At 42.7% G+C, this 18,096-nt stretch carries 11 protein-coding genes; 4 read left to right on the top strand and 7 right to left on the bottom strand.

Annotation, left to right across the window (positions count from 1 at the left end; translation table 11 throughout):
* Positions 1 to 6 precede the first annotated feature (6 nt).
* The 3 genes from HRQ85_RS22250 to HRQ85_RS22240 are packed head-to-tail and all read right to left on the bottom strand — an operon-like array spanning position 7 to position 5,132.
* Entirely contained in the window at positions 7 to 957 is a 951-nt protein-coding gene (locus tag HRQ85_RS22250) for a phosphoadenosine phosphosulfate reductase domain-containing protein (protein ID WP_048615222.1), read from the bottom strand.
* Entirely contained in the window at positions 954 to 4,211 is a 3,258-nt protein-coding gene (locus tag HRQ85_RS22245) for a hypothetical protein (RefSeq protein WP_172380626.1), read from the bottom strand. Before HRQ85_RS22245 ends, HRQ85_RS22250 begins: the two co-directional genes overlap by 4 nt.
* Before the next feature lie 6 nt (positions 4,212 to 4,217).
* Positions 4,218 to 5,132 carry a DUF4007 family protein gene (locus HRQ85_RS22240; RefSeq protein WP_172380625.1) on the bottom strand — a complete coding sequence of 305 codons (915 nt, stop codon included), beginning with the start codon at positions 5,130 to 5,132 and terminating at the stop codon, positions 4,218 to 4,220.
* Between the two features lie 464 nt (positions 5,133 to 5,596).
* Here HRQ85_RS22240 and HRQ85_RS22235 point away from each other — a divergent pair, with 464 nt between their 5' ends.
* The 4 genes from HRQ85_RS22235 (at position 5,597) to HRQ85_RS22220 (ending at position 11,020) form a co-directional block, all read left to right on the top strand.
* Positions 5,597 to 6,535 carry a hypothetical protein gene (locus HRQ85_RS22235; RefSeq protein WP_172380624.1) on the top strand — a complete coding sequence of 313 codons (939 nt, stop codon included), beginning with the start codon at positions 5,597 to 5,599 and terminating at the stop codon, positions 6,533 to 6,535.
* Positions 6,536 to 6,732: 197 nt separating this feature from the next.
* Entirely contained in the window at positions 6,733 to 7,500 is a 768-nt protein-coding gene (locus tag HRQ85_RS22230; RefSeq protein WP_172380623.1) for a 1-acylglycerol-3-phosphate O-acyltransferase, read from the top strand.
* 147 nt (positions 7,501 to 7,647) lie between these two features.
* On the top strand, positions 7,648 to 9,018 hold the full coding sequence (locus HRQ85_RS22225; RefSeq protein ID WP_172380622.1) for an MBL fold metallo-hydrolase RNA specificity domain-containing protein: 1,371 nt from the start codon (positions 7,648 to 7,650) through the stop codon (positions 9,016 to 9,018).
* 454 nt (positions 9,019 to 9,472) lie between these two features.
* A complete protein-coding gene (locus HRQ85_RS22220) occupies positions 9,473 to 11,020 on the top strand; it encodes an alanine/glycine:cation symporter family protein (RefSeq protein ID WP_172380621.1) in 1,548 nt (515 codons plus the stop codon).
* 145 nt (positions 11,021 to 11,165) lie between these two features.
* Here HRQ85_RS22220 and HRQ85_RS22215 read toward each other — a convergent pair whose 3' ends face one another.
* The 4 genes from HRQ85_RS22215 to guaA form a co-directional block, all read right to left on the bottom strand.
* Entirely contained in the window at positions 11,166 to 11,759 is a 594-nt protein-coding gene (locus HRQ85_RS22215; RefSeq protein ID WP_010440610.1) for an acetate uptake transporter, read from the bottom strand.
* 865 nt (positions 11,760 to 12,624) lie between these two features.
* A complete protein-coding gene (locus HRQ85_RS22210; protein ID WP_145575581.1) occupies positions 12,625 to 14,175 on the bottom strand; it encodes a Na+/H+ antiporter NhaC family protein in 1,551 nt (516 codons plus the stop codon).
* Positions 14,176 to 14,449: 274 nt separating this feature from the next.
* Complete coding sequence (locus HRQ85_RS22205) at positions 14,450 to 16,147, bottom strand: chitinase (protein WP_172380620.1); 1,698 nt, start codon at positions 16,145 to 16,147, stop codon at positions 14,450 to 14,452.
* A gap of 311 nt (positions 16,148 to 16,458) precedes the next feature.
* Positions 16,459 to 18,012 (bottom strand): glutamine-hydrolyzing GMP synthase, encoded by a 1,554-nt coding sequence (gene guaA, locus HRQ85_RS22200; protein WP_172380619.1) that lies wholly within the window; start codon positions 18,010 to 18,012, stop codon positions 16,459 to 16,461.
* Positions 18,013 to 18,096: the final 84 nt, after the last annotated feature.

Genomic DNA, 18,096 nt, shown 5'->3' with positions numbered 1-18,096 from the left:
TCAATCCTATTTATAACAAGTTACACACGCACCGCCGCCTTCCTGCTCATCGTAGATTTCATCCATAAAATCTCGATCGACATCACTTACATCTACTTGTAGAACATTTATTCGTTTGCGCTTTAAGAAGCGTTCACGTTTCTTATCATGCTCAGCTTTTATACGAGCAATTCGCTTCGGATCCTCGAGTGTGGATAAAGGGGTATCTTTACCTAGCCAATAAAATGTGCCATTACCCTCGTCATCTTCAGCTCTTTTCTCATAATTCTTCGCTTCTTCGAATGCCTCAGGGTGACGCTCTCGAAGACGAACCCATTCGATTTTTCTTTGATAGAAACAGAATGTGCAGCCACTACGTGATCGCCAATCGTAATATCCAGGCAACCCTTGAGCTTGGGCACTCTTAGGGTTATTTCGAGCTTCTTCCGTATCAGCGAATAAATCTGCTTGCTGTAAAATATCTTTGACGCCCGCCAAATCAATACCATCATCCCGAAACGGCATTACAGTAACAATGTCACGATTACTTGTTGCCTGGTATCCTTCGCGATAAGGCTCATCGGCTCTGATGCCAACATATGTAATTACTTGATAACCGTCATCTAAATACTGTTGTATCCACTTCTCAAATGGAACGAGCTTCATTTGTATAGTGCACCAACGAGCTTGTGGTGAAGGCAGATAGTCATTGTGCTCTTTCAACCAGTAATCAAAGTCCTTTTTCTCTCGGTTTGACGTACAAATCTCCTCATAGGGATCTATTATTTTCTTGCCTATATAGCCCTCTAGTCGATTTACAAACTCAATCACCTCAGGTAATTCCTTACCGGTATCAGTAAAGTAATAAGTCAAATCAACTTCCGGGTGCTTGTCACGCATATAAATAGCTAATGCAGCGCTATCTTTACCGCCTGATAACCCGAGTACATGGAGCTGTTTCTTATTAGGGTCTATCATTTTGTTTTTTCTCCTAGCAACGCTTCAAGAGACTTCATTAGTATGATTTTCTGCTCTTGCACTGACACACCAGACAACATTTTATCTATTTTATTGAGAGCATCTTGATGGTCTTTATCTTCTAACGATTTATCAACATTGCCGATATTACTAGCGAAATACTCAGCTAATTTAAAGCGTTCTACAAATACAACCAACTCTGAGTTAGCCTTCTCTATTGCTAAATCATTCCAATTTCGCTCTGCTTTAGCTGACAAAAAGGAGATCATATTAGATGTCCAGTCATCTGTATCTTTACTAGTAAATTCACCAAGACGTCTGGAAAACGTCTTCAAGCCTGAATCAGCAGTATAATTTTCAACACTAATTGCACGCTCAAGAAACGCAGCGTTTACAGGCCCATTGAATAATGTATTAATACGTCCTCTAAACTCACTCAACATTCTTCTATGAGCAGACTTCAGCTCGTCACAAACCTCAGTTATAACGCTAACTAACTCCTCATCATCTTTGGTATGCAGAACCGCAGGTAGATCTTCAAGTAAAAACTTATTCGGGTCATCCGCTTTCAAGGCCACTAGCCTAAATGCTCTTGCGTTATTCGACAATTGTTGAGTGCTCTTAACCCACCCAGATAGGCTTGCAACAAATGAAACAAAACCTTGAGCTGCATAAAGTGTGGTTTTCGTTGCGTCTGATTTATTTATTATTCTGCACAAAGATTCAATATAGCTTTTCTTTACGCCATCATCTTCAAAGTACCTTACACCTACGCTCTGTGGCTCTTTAATTAGTTTGTTTACAAACTCTTCGTCAGCACCTGTTATATAGATAAATTTATTAGTTACATCTTTATCATAAAAAGCTAGGTTATCTCTTTGTGCTAATACAAGAGACAAAATCCAGATAGGAATTAAACCATTTGTTAAACCATAAGGTTCGGCCGACCATAGGTCTACGACATCACTTAGAGGAACGACGCCATCATGGCTACGTTTCTGAATAATCGCGATTGCGTCATCCCACAACTCACAAATTTTTTCTTGATGCTTTTTCTGTACTTCACTAGCTTCAGGGTCAATTAATGGCATTACAAAATCAAAATCACCATCGCTATTTCCTGTATGTAAATTGAGATTTTGTAAACAGGATTTATACATAGCCATTTCAGGTGGTGTACCTTCAATGGCCAGATCTTTTTCAAAATACTCATCTACCATCTTCACCATCAATTTCTTTCTTGCTGAAACTGCGGCACCTGATGGTTTTGCTCGATTGATTAGTTCGTTATAAAGTCTCGGGCATTTTGGATAAAGATCTTTTGCCAAATTACTTGCTACTGTTGATAAATTTACACCATCAATTTTTTTGCCTTTGTTATGCCAAGTAGCACTTTCAAACAAATCAGCATAAATATTATCAAATGCCACTTTCGCCAAATTAACACGCGACTCTAATTCTCTACGAGCTATACGGTCATGTTGAATGACTGGGTTGTGTCGTGAAATATTATCTAAACAGATTAAGTCGTTAATGATCGACTTTAACTGATCAATTGCCCTCGGAGCAGTTCCAAAAACGTATTCAGGATGCTGTTTTGAAATGATATTCGCGACATCGGAGTCACCTGATGTCAACAGTATAAAAACCGAGAACTCAGTTGAATTAAGACTATTTTTTTTCTTAAATTTCTTTGCATCAAAACTGCCGGTTTCAAAAGCCATTTTCATCCAGCGTAAAACACCAATTTCATGATAATGGCTTTTAGCAACAACATGATCTGACTTAGTCTCTAAAAACTTTTTCCATTCATCACTATTGCTCTGTTTAACTCTTTCATTTGCAAGCTCTTCGTCAATATCAACATCACTTCCCTCAAATACAGCATATGACTGCAAGTGATTACGATAAACGATTAGGTTTTGCTGTTTTAATTTTTCAAGAGATAAATCTATTTCATCAGCATTGTATTCATCTAATGCTGCATGCAAGACACTCTTAGTAGAATAAATACCTAGCTTACGGCCAAACATATTCAAAATGGCAACAGTCTTAATCAACTCTTCAACAAAGCCCTTTTCTCTGGCTTGCGTACGCTCCACGGCATCTTTAGCTTCTGACCATGCTCTTGCGTCTGGTGAAGATAGTATTAGATGATCTAAATTTGCCTCAATATAGTCATATAAGTCAGATAGGCGATACAGTACTTCAGCTTTGTTATTACCGATAAAAGACTGAAAACCATGATTTTCTACAGAGCCTAAAAAACCAAACGTACTGCGCTCGTTCTGACTAAACCTGCGCTTAGAAAGCGGACCTAATAGTAATGTCGTTAACGGATGAAGTGGCAATGCTGATTCTAATTTGGACTTAATATTCACAGATTTGGAGATTCGAGTATCTTCCAATGCTTTGAGAGTATTCTCAACAATCAAGTTATTAAGTTTGTATGATGGCTCTTGAACAATGCTATTACCAATTAATGTTACTGTTTCATCTTCAGAAACATTGAATAAAAGATCTGTATAACGACCTTGAACTTTGGCCCACCCTTCTTTTATCGACTGTGATTGTCCACGAGCATACTCAGCAAAAGCTTGGTGCAAAAAGCCTAAAAACAAGACAGGAAAATCTTTACGCGTTGCTTTCTCGGCAAGGTCTTGAAAAAATTGAAGATCTAATTGCTTTGAATTAAGAAACTCTAATGATTTCCCCATTTCATCAAATAATATGACAATCCCATCAAGAGATTTTTCAACTGACTTGGTTACTTTATTGAATGCAACAAAAAAAGACTTCTCGTCTACAGGTGTAGTTATATGAGAAATGTCGATCTTGTGAGCATCTGCCTCAGTAACTATTGATGTCCATAACGCTGTTATTGGTGATTCAAAGCTACAAACAGTTTTAACTACAAACCAACCATTTACTACAGGGATTTTCTCGTAAAAAAGATCTGAAAACTCAGGTTTAACAACCTCTGATGCAACACTCCTGAGTTTTTTTTCTGAAGATAACAAACCTGCCAGTAATAGAGCTACCGTTGACTTGCCAGTCCCATACGGGCCAGTAACCGTATAGGTTTTACGGTTAGATTGTTGATAACCCTCGGCGATAGTCCTTAAAGTATTCTCTGCAGTACCATGAAAAACAAAGCCATTAAAAAACTCACCATTAAGATCTAGGTCTGAATCTATACGTGTTGAACGTTGAAAGCGAATATTAACATTAATATGTTCTTTTAAATTTGACACGAGAACCTACTTATAAATCTTTGCGAGAAAGGTATTTTTGTTTTTTAAGACAGCTATATCTTTAATTTGTATTTGACGAAGGCCTTGAGTATCCGTCCAACCAATAGCCTCCGAAGTAAGCTCTGAAGCTCGTTCTAATCGGTTTTCTACTTCTGTCTGAGCCATACGGAAGACACGGGCAGGGCTACCTGGATCAAGTAAGAACGAATCAAATGACATCGTAATTGCACCATCTTTACCCGATATCATCGAAAAGTAATCAATCAAAGCAAAAGTAAAAACTTGATCGCTTAAACTATTTCTTGGCTCCAACTCGCATAAAAACTTCTGTCTATCAAATTGCTTCAACAGCCCTAATTCACTTAACGGAGAAGAGAAACTATCCTCCGATACTTTGCTTGTTTTACTTTTTGCGTAGGTCAAAAAGAAGGTACTGATATCTTTTGTTAAACTATTGTCTGCAGGTAACTGCAAGATACTTTTTTTCTTGGTGTCTGATTCAAACTGTTTTGTTGCAAACAACTCTTTTATGAACACTAGGAGTGATTCTTTATCAACCTTTTGTCCATTATAAAAATTAAAAAATATACGATAAGCTGTCAGTTCGGAGACATCTCTGCATAGAAGCCAATGAATAAGCCACAGTGAGCTTATGTTTTCTAAGTGCTCGTCTTCTTGATCTATATGAAAATACTCATCGCTGACCTTATGGTCATCTGTCTGATCATAGATACCTACACGTCCGGCCCAATATTTTATTCCATCGACCATATTCTTACCTACACCCCACTCAACCATTAACTCATCGGTAGAAAGTGTATCGAAGCCTTCAAGCTGACTAGTCTGATAAAATTTATAAAGCCACCCATAGCGAAGTGGAAAAGTTTGGTGTCCAGAAAATCGTGCTGTATATTTATTCAAAATCAACCCTAAGATAGCTCCCCCACAAAAAACAAACAAAAAACCAATATTAAACAACAAGTTAAATGCAGGGAGTAATCATGTATAAATCAAAAATATTTGCGCTATATTTTACCGTTTTTATACCAGACTACAAGAGAGCTCTGGCATCGCCGTTCTAATTTCACACTCGTAACCGTTAAGTTTTTTTCCCTAAATTCAATTCAGGAACAGCATATTGTTAAGTCACAAAGTATACTCAAAGAACACCTTATGGCTTACCACTTTACGCCACGTCACAAGATTGTTACCCCCAATGCATAGTTAACCTGTATAAACCTACTTATACTGATGACAAATTGTGTTACTAAATGGAAAACATCTAATATTAAGTTAGGAAAGGGGTATTTTGTTATAAAATGAATCTCTGAGAATGTTACACCCCAACCTCTCTGAATGTTGAGCACCAAACCGATAGAAAACTAATGAACACATACTCGCACATAGATACCCCATTCAACCTGCGCCACACCTGTTGGTTTTGTGGTGAACCTTCCAGTAACGTTGTTGAATTTCCTAAGACAGCGCAAGCTGTTGCCAAGATTGGCCATTCACCGATAGCACTGCCGGCTTGTAATGAGTGTGCGAGAATTAACTATTCAAAGAATCTGACCTCAATTTGGTCTGTGCGCGATCAGATAAAACACACTCTGATAGACAAGTACGCTAAGCACCTTGGCATCGGTGAGAACTGGACAGAGCAAGAGCTTATTGATTCTGATTTCTCGGGCTCGACGCTTGGCGGGTTTGGACGCAGCGCTTGGAAGATGTATCAAATCGCCAAGCAACGCGTCGATTATAAAGGCTGGCCTTTGTCGGTTGATGACATCCCACTTGAGGTATACGACGAAACCAGTGGCTTTGAGTTTGACGGTACTCGTTATGCCTCAATCAATTCATGTATCGACTATTTCACCAAAGCAGCAGGCGTAGACAAAGAGCTGTTGTCACAGCTTGTCGACATCGTTTCATCAGACCGATTTAGCTACGCACTGCGAATCGCCAAGCTGAACAAGAATGTCTCTAATACCAAGCGCTCGGAGATCGTCGAAGAGGTGCTGCAACAGGAGTCTGAACAAGAAGAGATATTGCTTGAGCAAGCTAATTCAATGTTTAACCCAAACGTCGAAGAGGTGAATATTTCAGGCTCAATAGCGCCTGTATTTGCCATTCAATGGGCGCTGGCTAACAAGGTTAAAAATTTAGCCCACCTTTGTGCTCTCGAAGATGAGTATTTTGACTATTTTGAGCACCTCGGCGGACCTGCAGCTTTCATGTCTTATAATGGCCTACAACTCTACTTAGAATCGCGTCAAGATCCTGAGTGGGTAGAAAAATCGGATCCAAATAAACAGTATTGGTGATCATAAGCCATTACTGGTGAACACGTGTAAGCTCGATAACTGTGTCAAACACCCATTGTTAGTCCTTGTTTTATATAAAGATCTAAAAATAGCCCCCTATCACAGTTAATTGTTGCAATTCGGTTAAATAGAGTGAAAACTTCAAGCATCTAAAACTATTTAATCACTGCCATCTTGCGGTGAGTAAGGAGTGAATTGTGCTTGCTGTTCTTCGTATTATTTTGGCTACGGTGTTTATTATTTTCACCACTCTATGTGCTTTTGTTTACTGCTTGTTTAGCCCCAAGAACCCCAAGCATGTGTACGTTTTCTGTCGTTGGTTCAACCAACTCCAAAAGATCATCGGTGTAAAACTGGTGCAGCGCGGCCTAGATAATGCGCCTACACCAGAAAACAGCGTCTACATCTCTAACCACCAAAGCATATTGGACTTTGTAACCGACCCAGGAATGCTAAGACCACGCACTGTTTCATTGGGCAAACGCGATTTGTTGTACGTGCCTTTCTTTGGCCTGCTGTATTGGATCACCGGTAACATCATGATTAACCGCGAAGACAAGTCCAAAGCACGCGATACCATCAAGCAAGTGGCGGAAGCGATTCATCAGAGAGATCTGTCTGTTTGGGTTTACCCGGAAGGAACCCGTAGTAAAGGACGTGGATTACTGCCATTCAAAACGGGCGCTTTCCGAATGGCGATTGAAGCTGGCGTGCCTATCACCCCGATGTGTACCAGCACCACACACAATAAGATCGACTTTAGTCGTGCCAATAATGGCATTGTGATCACCGAGATGCTGGAACCTATCGATGTATCCGGATACAAGCTTAGCGACGCAAGAGAGCTGGCCAATCGCTGTCACGCAATTATGGCTGAAAAAATAGCAGAGCTTGATGACGAAGTGGCTCGTTTAGAGGCGCAGCAAAAACCAGAACTGGATTCAGATCGTTCTTCTACGAACTAACTCGCAACGAACCCACTGAGTCATCGCTCAGTTACTTAAAAAGATACTCAACGATCGCAACTCTCATTGTTCTTGTTTTACATGCTGCCGCTTATCCGCAAAATAAAAACAGGCGTTAATGGCTTTATAGAACAATGGGAGTAAACGATGGAAGTGATTCACCATGGCGGCAAACATACCGTCACAGGATCTTGTCACGAGCTAAGAGATTCAGGCCAAGCGGTGCTCATCGATTGTGGCCTGTTTCAAGGTTTAGATCTTCAAGGTAAAAAGCTTCAAGGTGAAGATGCACGCCCTCTTGATATTGAATTTGAAACATCCCACCTTAATGCTCTGCTGCTGACCCATACTCACATTGATCATATTGGTCGATTACCTTGGTTACTCGCCAGTGGGTTTAACCAACCTATTTATTGCACGCAAGCCACCGCTGAACTTGCCCCTTTAATGATTGAAGATGGATTAAAACTGCAAGGGCTCAGCAACAAACAGTCGAAGCTGATACTCAAAAAGATTCATTCGTTAGTTGCTCCCAAGCCTTACGGGGATTGGTTTCCAATCACGTCTAAACAGCAAAACAACGGAAAGAATCATCATAGGCCAAATACTCTGCATGCCCGCTTTCAACCTGCTGGGCACATCTTAGGTTCCGCCTATATCGAGATTAAGTTACCCAGCCAAGAAGTAGTTGTGTTTTCTGGAGACTTGGGTCCGAGTAACACACCACTGCTGCCCGATCCTCAGTCACCACAGCAAGCCGATTATCTGTTTATCGAATCCACTTACGGCACCAGTACACATGATGATATTGCTACGCGATCTGAGCGTCTCAAGGCCATTATTGATCGTTCACTACTCGATGGTGGCGTTATTCTAATCCCGGCTTTTAGTATCGGCAGAACTCAGGAACTGCTGTTTGATATCGAACACCTGATCTTTGAGCATCAACTCAGCAGCGATATTCCTATTATTCTCGATTCTCCGATGGCTCAAAAAGTGACGCGTTCATACCGACGCTTTAAAGAGTTGTGGGGACAAGAAGCAAAGCAGCGTCTTGAACTGAAACGCCACCCACTCGCTTTTGAGCAGTGCATTACCGTTGATGGACATAGAATGCACAAGAAAATCGTGAATCGCCTCAAGTCGACAGGTGAACCCGCAATTGTGGTAGCAGCTTCTGGAATGTGTCAGGGCGGCAGGATAATGAACTACTTATCTGCCTTGCTTCCCGATAAACGAACCGATGTAATTTTAGCGGGCTATCAAGCGCACGGGACGCTCGGACGAGAGCTGCAACAAGGTGAAATGCAGGTTTCTATTGATAACAAAGACGTTGAGGTTAATGCTCAAATTCATGGCATGTCTGGCTATTCTGCCCATGCTGATAAAGAGGATCTTTACCGATTTATAGACGGCATCGCGACTCCACCGAAAGAGGTGCATTTGATTCACGGCGAGCCAAATACTCAGTCTGAGTTCGCTAAAGAATTACAGGCGCGAGGGTTCGTAGTTGTTTAAAACAGGCATCAAATTAGCCACTTTCACTAGGTCGATATTAAAGCCTCAATTATCGAACCTTCAAAAAACACAGTTTCTTAGACCTGCTAGATCACACGATGCAGGTGATATATTCCAACCTACTTATCCCACCATACCTATATCAGCTGTTTATGCTAAGCGGCTTTAACCGCTGTTTTCGCGATTTCATTTCTTATGAGTACCTCAAGATCCCCTTTCTGTATTAATCACTATTTATTCACTTTGCAAAACACAACAAGTAACAACCAGTTGCATATCGGGTTAAATGGAACGATTCTCGAATTAGCACTAAGCATTAACAAACACCCTCTATAACTTGCTTTATGTCACAGTAATCCTAATGCGCAGTTAAATAATTTAACACTCGGGTTACAAGTGAAGTATTGTGTTGTTCGAAAAACAATCATAAGCAAAACTAACAGGGAAAATACTCATGCAGTCATTCGTTGATTTTTTGAATGGAATAATCTGGAGTCCAGTACTTATCTACCTATGTTTAGGTGCAGGTTTGTTCTACTCCATCATGACTCGATTTGTTCAAATCCGTCACTTCTTTGAAATGTGGCGCTTGCTACTATCGGGTAAAAGCTCATCAAAAGGCATCTCGTCTTTCCAAGCTCTAGCCGTTTCGCTATCTGGCCGTGTAGGTACAGGTAACATTGCTGGTGTTGCTGCCGCTATCGGTTTCGGTGGCCCAGGTGCCGTATTCTGGATGTGGGTTGTAGCCTTCTTTGGCGCCGCAACTGCTTACGCAGAATCTACGCTAGCGCAAATCTACAAAGAAGAAGACGAAGGCCAGTTCCGTGGTGGTCCGGCTTACTACATTGAAAAAGCAATGGGTCAGAAGTGGTACGCATGGATCTTCGCTATCGCGACTATTTTTGCATGTGGTATTTTGCTTCCAGGTGTTCAGTCAAACAGTATCGGTAATGCTGTAGAAGCTGCATTTGGCTCAGGTGACATGATTGAAACAGCTGTCGGTACATTCAGTTTCGCTAAAATTTTCACCGGTACTGTTGTTGCTATCATCCTTGCTTTCATCATCTTTGGTGGTGTTAAACGTATTGCGAACTTCACACAAATCGTTGTTCCTTTCATGGCATTGGCTTACATCATCATCGCGTTCGTTATCATTCTGCTAAACATCAGCCAAGTGCCAACTGTTTTCGCAATGATTGTTGGTGATGCATTCACACCTATGGCAGGCTTTGGTGCTGCAATTGGTTGGGGTGTTAAGCGTGGTGTTTACTCAAACGAAGCGGGTCAAGGTACTGGTCCTCACGCGGCAGCGGCTGCAAGTGTTGATCACCCAGCTCAGCAAGGTTTGGTACAAGCGTTCTCTATCTACATCGATACTCTTCTAGTATGTTCTGCTACTGCGTTCATGATCATCATCACTGGTGCTTACAACGTTCATGGCGGCGCTGAGGGTGTGTTCCTTGTTCAGAACCTAGCAGCAAACATTGGTGCGAATGGTCCTGTATTTACACAACTTGCTATTGAAAGTGCCCTACCAGGCATTGGTAAGCCATTCATCGCATTTGCTCTGTTCTTCTTCGCATTTACAACGATTCTTGCTTACTACTACATCGCAGAAACGAATATTGCTTACCTACGTCGTACCATCAAGATCCCTGGCATGATGTTCGTACTTAAGCTTGTTCTTATCACTGCAGTTTTCTATGGCACAGTTAAAACAGCGAACCTTGCATGGGCAATGGGTGATGTTGGTGTTGGCTTGATGGCATGGTTAAACATCGTTGGTATTCTGATCATCTTCTTCATGTCTAAGCCTGCGCTTAAAGCTCTAGCTGACTACGAAGAACAGCAGAAACAAGGTGTGACTGAGTACACGTTCAACCCTGTAAAACTAGGCATTAAAGGTGCAACTTACTGGGAAGAGAAGTACAAGCGTAAAACAGGCAAGTCTCCTGAAGCAGAAGCTGCAGACACTAAACCTGTAGAGCAACCTTCATCGTAAGATTGCCTTAGCAAATAGATCGCTTTAAAAAATAGCGCTATTAATAACGCATAAAAAAGGGGTTAGCCATTTCGGCTAACCCCTTTTGTTTTATTCATAACCAATAAACGGCTTATAACAAACTAACTGTTCCCGAGTTAGAGTATTAAGCAGCGATTTCTTGTGTTGCCATTTGAGGTGCTTTCTTCTCACCGATAGGCAGTACTGTGCGGCCGTATTCGTTGTTGATTACTTGTGCCATTGCAAAGTAAATAGCTGAAGCGCCACAGAATATACCTTCAAAACCAGCGATAGTGCCGATTAGTTCGCTGCCAGTGAAATCACGAGCTGCAAGTAGGAAGAACAAGATAGTTAGTGAACCGAATACTACTTGCTTCGCCACTGGGTAGCATAGAGAGCCGATGAACATGAAGCCTGTGAAGATGCCCCATAGTAGTAGGTACCAACCCATGAATGCTGCAGGGCTTGCAGGTAGGCCCATGTAAGGCATCACGATTAAACCAACCAAAGACAACCAGAATAGACCGTAAGAAGTAAACGCAGTTGTACCGAACGTGTCACCACGTTTGAAACACATTGTGCCCACGATAACTTGGCTCAAACCACCGTAAAAAATACCCATAGCAAGAATCATTGAATCGATTGGAAAGAAACCTGCGTTGTGGATATTAAGAAGAATAGTGGTCATACCGAAACCCATTAAGCCTAGTGGCGCTGGGTTAGCTAGTTTGGTCGACATTGCGAATTTACCTTATTAAAGTGGTTGATTAAAAAAAAACGATAAAAGTTATCAGAAAATTTTAATCTATAAACCGTACAACTAGGTAATCCAGTTATCGAAAACTAAGATTGTGTAAATGATCTTATGGAAAATTAGTTTCATAATAATACCAATCAATTCACAGAAACTATAAGTAAATAAATTACCTGTCACGTATCGACTCATTAGATCGTCATTCCAGAATCGAGGGACGAGATATCTGGAATCTGCCCTTAGACATAAATACCAACCGTAAACGCCAGACATTCCCTATCACGTTCGTTCCTCACTGTAGGGAATGACGGTGGTGTGTTTAGGTACGAGTAAACGAGATACGGGATGCGAAGAGCATGTTTAGGTTGAAGTAAGTGATATGCATATGAAAAAGATGCGGGTAACGAGATACGGGATGCGAAAAGAGTCTTTAGATTTGAGTAAGCGCCCCCTGAATAGCAAACGTAGGCAACAGAGGGCGAGCTCTTCGCTACTCGTTTACTCGTATCCATATCAACTCATTGAATCGTCATTCCAGAATCGAGGGACGAGATATCTGGAATCTCTTCTTAGACATAAATACCGACGATAAACGCTAGAGATTCCCTATCGCGTTCGTCCCTCACTGTAGGGAATGACGAAGTTTGCTTAGATGCCAGCAAACGGGATGCAGGATACGAAGAGCGTGTTGAGATAGAGTAAGCGTGAAACTAAATAGCAAACACGAATAATAATAGGGCGATCTTTTCGTTACTCGTTCACTCGCATTCCGCATCTACTCACTCAGTCGTCATTCCAGAATCGAAGGATGAGATATCTGGAATCTCACCCCCTCGTTTGTAATCTTAAATTACGCTTGTTGTGTTTTAGATTCAGACACTTGAGATTGAACGTCTGAAGAAGCGTTTTTACTCGCGTCGCGCTTAGCTAACAGAGTTACAAGAATAAGCTGAGCAACAAGAGCGCCTAACACAACCAATGCACTTCCCGTAAAGCCTGCGACTACAAAACTAATCAGAGCAATAGAGCCGTTCATCAATGCGTAAGGGAGCTGCGTCTTAAAGTGTTCAAACTGATCACACCCTGCCCCGGTTGAAGAAAGAATCGTGGTTTCAGAGATCGGTGAGCAGTGATCACCAAACAAGCCGCCAGACAACACAGCGCCAATTGCGACGAGTAGCGGTGCATCTATCGCAATCGCGGTTGGAATAACCAATGGCATCATTATCGCGAAGGTTCCCCACGATGAGCCCGTTGCGAATGAAATAATGGCAGACAGCAAGAACGCGACCGCAGGTACTAACCAATATGGAAAGCCGCTCTGTGCTTGCTCAGCAATATAAGCTGCCGCACCCAACTCTTTACCAACGGTGCTTAACGCCCAAGCCAATACCAAGATGATCGCTACGGGCATCATGTTTCCCATACCTTTTAAGTACACAGAAACACCATCAGACAACTTTCTTACACCGTAGTAAGCCATTAGCGAGATCAAGGTAATCGCGGCAAAGAAATAAGCCGATGATAATGCCGCTCTGAATGATGAACCTGCGACCTTTTGGAATGGGAAGCCTTGTGGAACCAACATGGCACACAACACCACCAACATCACTAGAAGCGGTGCCCAGACAAAAGAGGCCTTTGCATTTTTATGCGAGAACGGATTTAATGATTCGTTATTCACACCAGAGTTAATTCCCGCTTGGCAATCACGCTCGGCTTTTGCCATTGGCCCAAAATCTAAACCTTTAACGGACACAAGCGGAACGATGAAAATCGCGAGGAATGCGTAGAACTGAAAAGGAATCGCACCGATGAACGCATCCCAATCGGACATGTTGACATTCAACGCCGTAAACTCTTTTTGGATCAGGCTCATGATGTAAACACCCCATCCAATGAAAGGGATAAGAATAGCGACGGGCGACGAGGTTGAGTCGATGATGAATGCTAGCTTCTGTCTTGAGAGTTTCAGTTTATCGAAAAGGGGACGAAAAACAGGGCCAACAATTAACGGAGTACCTAAGTCTGAGAAAAATATAACGATTCCACCCAACCATGCTGACAATTGAGCTTGGCATTTATTGCTTACCCACTGAGTCACTCGCTTTGCAAACGCAACACCACCACCCGACTTCTCCATTAGAGCAACAAAGCCACCGATGAACACCAACAGCATGATCACACCTGCGTTATAGCTATCAGTCAATTGAGGGACTAAGTAACCTTTAACCATGGTACCAAACGTATCAAGCGGATTGAGTTCGCTGAACATGCCAGTCAGCATCGCAACGCCACTTAGCACGCCAGCAAAAAGCCCTATCACCACATTCCTTGTCGCCAACGACAACACCAAAGTAATCACAATGGGGATGAGTGACGTGATATCTGTCTGTTCCATAGGTACACCTTAACCCTAAAATAAAAGAATAAATATAAATTAAATTTGAATATAAATTCACACCAAGCATTTGTACAGAACTTTATCCTCTAACTGGATAATTAGTCTTTAAATGCGCTTCAACATAGCCAAATAGACCAATCGCCCTGCTTAAATAGCCAAGTTCGAAACGGAAAAAAGCCGAAAGTAGAAACTTTCGGCTTTTGATTATTTATATCACTATGGTCGTACTACTGAGCTCGTAACTTAGGCCACCTCTTCAGTATTCAGACGATCAATTACAACTGATTTCATCCCAGAACCAATTCGACTGAATAGGGCTTTCCCATACACCCGGGCCGTTTTTAGCCACGAAGCATTTACCGTTATGTGTCACCTTATCACCGTTACTCACTTGGCTAACGCCCGCTTGCCATGTGATAAACACCGATGGGTCAACAACGACAGGCGGCTCAGTAACTGGCGGTTCAACTGGTGTTGGGTCTACCGGAGCAGGATCAACAGGTGTAGGATCGGTGACGACTGGCGGTGTAGGCTCTCCAGCAATCAATTTCCAAGGGCCGCCATTGGCAGGGTTATCCCCTTGTGTCCACCATTTCGCTTCGTAGGTTGCGCCATTATGAGTCACTTGGTCACCCGCATTGTAAACCTTGGTCGCACTCCAACCATTACCACCCGGATCAGTGCCAGGGTCTACCGGATCCAGCTTATCGACTACTTTCACTTCAGGCCAACTCGCATGAGAACCATAAAAGTTGGTCACACACTTCTCGTAATCTCCAGCCACCAGCGCAGAATAAGCCGTTTGGAAACCAACAAGCTCACACTCAAATGAGTAACCTTCTGGGCGGTCAGCGTAGTATTTCCAGTTGCCATCCCAGTTGGTGTACAACACATCCGTTGCTCCGTTGAGGTTTAAGCTTCCGTAAGGCGTTTGCTGCCAACACGTATTGGCTTCATCCGCTTCTACCGGAATTTCGTAGTGCGCCGCTAGCCCTTCCCAGTAACGAATACGGTTAACGGGTTGGCCTTTGTCTTTGTTCTGCTCGCCACATTCAATACCACCATTGATCACGTTGATCGTGGTACCAAATCCATAACCAATACCTGCATCCAATTCGCGTTGAGATGGCGTCCAAGTACGGTCAATAACATGCAACATGGCTGGTTTAGGGGCTTGAGGGGTAAGGAAAAACCAGATAGCAGAAGCCAAGTTCAACCAAGAGTCCGCCACTAAGCCCGGATTGTTGAGAAGCACAGTCGCATCACCATCAAACATCACTTCAGATAACGCGCCGTAATTAAAATGGTAAGAAAGCTGTTTAGCACCACGTCCAAAGTAACCCTGCCCCGCAGCACATGGCCAGCGGGCATTCTGCCAATCATTCTGACCACAACCTGTGGTGTAACCTTCTTGGCCTTCAGACCAACCCATTTCACGAACATGCACCAGCGCTTGCTGCCACTCTTCGAGAGCTAATGGATTATCAGAGGTGTTGTCTATCGCGATGTGCCCACCCGTCTCTTGTGAGAAATGAGCAAAGGCTGTGATAATGGATTTTTTACAGATGGCGTCGGAGTCACGGCCATCGGTGTACTCTCCACAGAAAGCTGGAAATTTGCCAATTGCACGTAAGAAGCGAGTGTAGGTGTATTCTGGCGCTGCCATCTGAGTGAGGAAGTCCCATTCAGATTGAGGGAACACGCGCTCTACACGCTTTACGTTTTCAGGATTCGAGGGGGAGCCAGGTTCAATCGCTTCAACGATGGTGTTCGGGCGAGTTTGAAGGGCCTGTGACCAGATAGCATACATAGGATCGGATGTTTTCGCTTGTTCAGCAGCTTGTAAGGCCGACTTTTCAACAAGGTAACCATTCGGATTTTGCGGATCAGGTTGAATGTTCAAAGACGCATGACTTTGCGCTGCTAATGTGCAGCCCAGTACTGTCGCCAAATATTTGATTTTTAACATGATGGATTCTCTTATCTGTCCTTAATAAGTCCATCAAAGAGTATGCTTCACATGTGAAATGGCCTAGCTGTAGCTGTGTAAATTTATAAAAAGTGCGAGTGATCTTTTTGATATATAGCTCAACACAACAAAGCGTCTCATGGTTTCTTGAGCTGATATCTAGTTTCCAACTCATTTGGTTTCTAGGTATTGTTCATTTGATTTCGAGGTATTGCTCATAAGCCTTTAATATAATGAATCGAAAAGAAAAAAGCCCCGAACTGAGTTCGAGGCTTAAGATCTTAATCAAAACTGGTTAAATCTCTAAAAGACTATTCCCACTCGATAGTTGCTGGTGGCTTACCAGAAATATCGTAAACAACACGTGAAATACCGTTAACTTCGTTGATAATACGGTTAGATACCTTACCTAGGAAGTCGTATGGTAGATGTGCCCAGTGAGCAGTCATAAAGTCGATAGTTTCTACAGCACGTAGAGATACAACCCAATCGTACTTACGGCCATCGCCCATTACGCCAACTGAACGTACTGGTAGGAATACCGTGAATGCTTGAGATACTTTGTGGTAAAGGTCAGCAGCGTGAAGCTCCTCAATGAAGATAGCATCTGCGCGACGCAGTAGATCACAGTACTCTTTCTTCACTTCGCCAAGTACACGAACACCTAGACCTGGACCCGGGAATGGGTGGCGGTAAAGCATGTTGTATGGAAGACCAAGCTCTAGACCGATCTTACGTACTTCATCTTTGAATAGCTCACGTAGAGGCTCAACAAGGCCCATTTCCATATCATCAGGAAGGCCACCAACGTTGTGGTGAGATTTGATTACGTGTGCTTTACCTGTCTTAGATGCTGCAGACTCGATTACGTCTGGGTAGATAGTACCCTGAGCAAGCCATTTAGCATTCTTCAGTTTCTTAGACTCTTCATCGAAGATATCTACGAATACGTGACCGATGATCTTACGCTTAGCTTCTGGTTCAGCTTCGCCTTCAAGAGCATCAAGGAAACGTTGCTCAGCATCTACTTTGATGATGTTTAGGCCAAACTTGTTGCCGAACATCTCCATAACCTGCTCAGCTTCGTTTAAACGAAGAAGGCCGTTATCTACAAATACACATGTTAGTTTGTCGCCGATAGCGCGGTGAGCAAGCATCGCAACTACAGATGAATCAACACCACCAGAAAGACCAAGGATAACTTCATCGTCACCTACTTGTTCTTTAATACGTGCAACTGCATCTTCAATGATTGAAGCTGAAGTCCACAGACCTTCACAACCACATGCGTTAAGAACGAAGTTCTCAAGCATTTTTAGGCCGTTCTTAGTGTGTGTTACTTCTGGGTGGAATTGTACGCCGTAGTACTTCTTCTCTTCGTTTGCCATAGCAGCGTATGGGCAAGTGTCTGTTTCAGCGATCTTTATGAAATCAGCTGGGATCTCAACCACTTTGTCACCGTGGCTCATCCAAACATCTTGAGTAGACTCAAGGTCTGCGAAAAGTGCAGACTCGCCAGTCACTTGTACCGCTGCGTAGCCGAACTCACGCTCAGTAGACGTTGCTACTTTACCGCCAAGTTGCTCAGCCATAGTTTGCATGCCGTAGCAGATACCGAAGACAGGAACACCTGAATCAAATACGTACTGAGGTGCACGTGGAGAGTTCTCCTCCGTTACACTTTCAGGGCCACCAGATAGGATGATGCCGTCTGGATTGAATTCACGAATATCCGCTTCTTCTACGTCCCAGCTCCAAAGTTCACAGTAAACACCGATCTCACGAATACGACGAGCTACTAGCTGTGTGTATTGAGAACCGAAGTCCAGAATTAGAATACGTTGGTCATGAATATTTTTAGTCATTGTAAGCAGTCTTATTGGCTATGTGATAAAACGGAGGCGAGTTTACTCACCTCTGATTAACTCTTCAAGAAATAAAGCAAACGT

This window comes from Vibrio sp. Vb339 (assembly GCF_902751245.1).
GTDB lineage: Bacteria > Pseudomonadota > Gammaproteobacteria > Enterobacterales > Vibrionaceae > Vibrio > Vibrio coralliirubri.
Note: the sequence above shows the minus strand (reverse complement) of the source record. Positions and strands in the feature narration are given on the sequence as shown.

Bases quoted from the DNA above. Each gene is read 5' to 3' on its own strand.
- HRQ85_RS22250 (WP_048615222.1), bottom strand. From the start codon at position 957: ATGATAGACCCTAATAAGAAACAGCTCCATGTACTCGGGTTATCAGGC.
- HRQ85_RS22235 (WP_172380624.1), top strand. From the start codon at position 5,597: ATGAACACATACTCGCACATAGATACCCCATTCAACCTGCGCCACACC.
- HRQ85_RS22225 (WP_172380622.1), top strand. From the start codon at position 7,648: ATGGAAGTGATTCACCATGGCGGCAAACATACCGTCACAGGATCTTGT.
- HRQ85_RS22220 (WP_172380621.1), top strand. From the start codon at position 9,473: ATGCAGTCATTCGTTGATTTTTTGAATGGAATAATCTGGAGTCCAGTA.
- HRQ85_RS22215 (WP_010440610.1), bottom strand. From the start codon at position 11,759: ATGTCGACCAAACTAGCTAACCCAGCGCCACTAGGCTTAATGGGTTTC.
- HRQ85_RS22210 (WP_145575581.1), bottom strand. From the start codon at position 14,175: ATGGAACAGACAGATATCACGTCACTCATCCCCATTGTGATTACTTTG.
- HRQ85_RS22205 (WP_172380620.1), bottom strand. From the start codon at position 16,147: ATGTTAAAAATCAAATATTTGGCGACAGTACTGGGCTGCACATTAGCA.
- guaA (WP_172380619.1), bottom strand. From the start codon at position 18,012: ATGACTAAAAATATTCATGACCAACGTATTCTAATTCTGGACTTCGGT.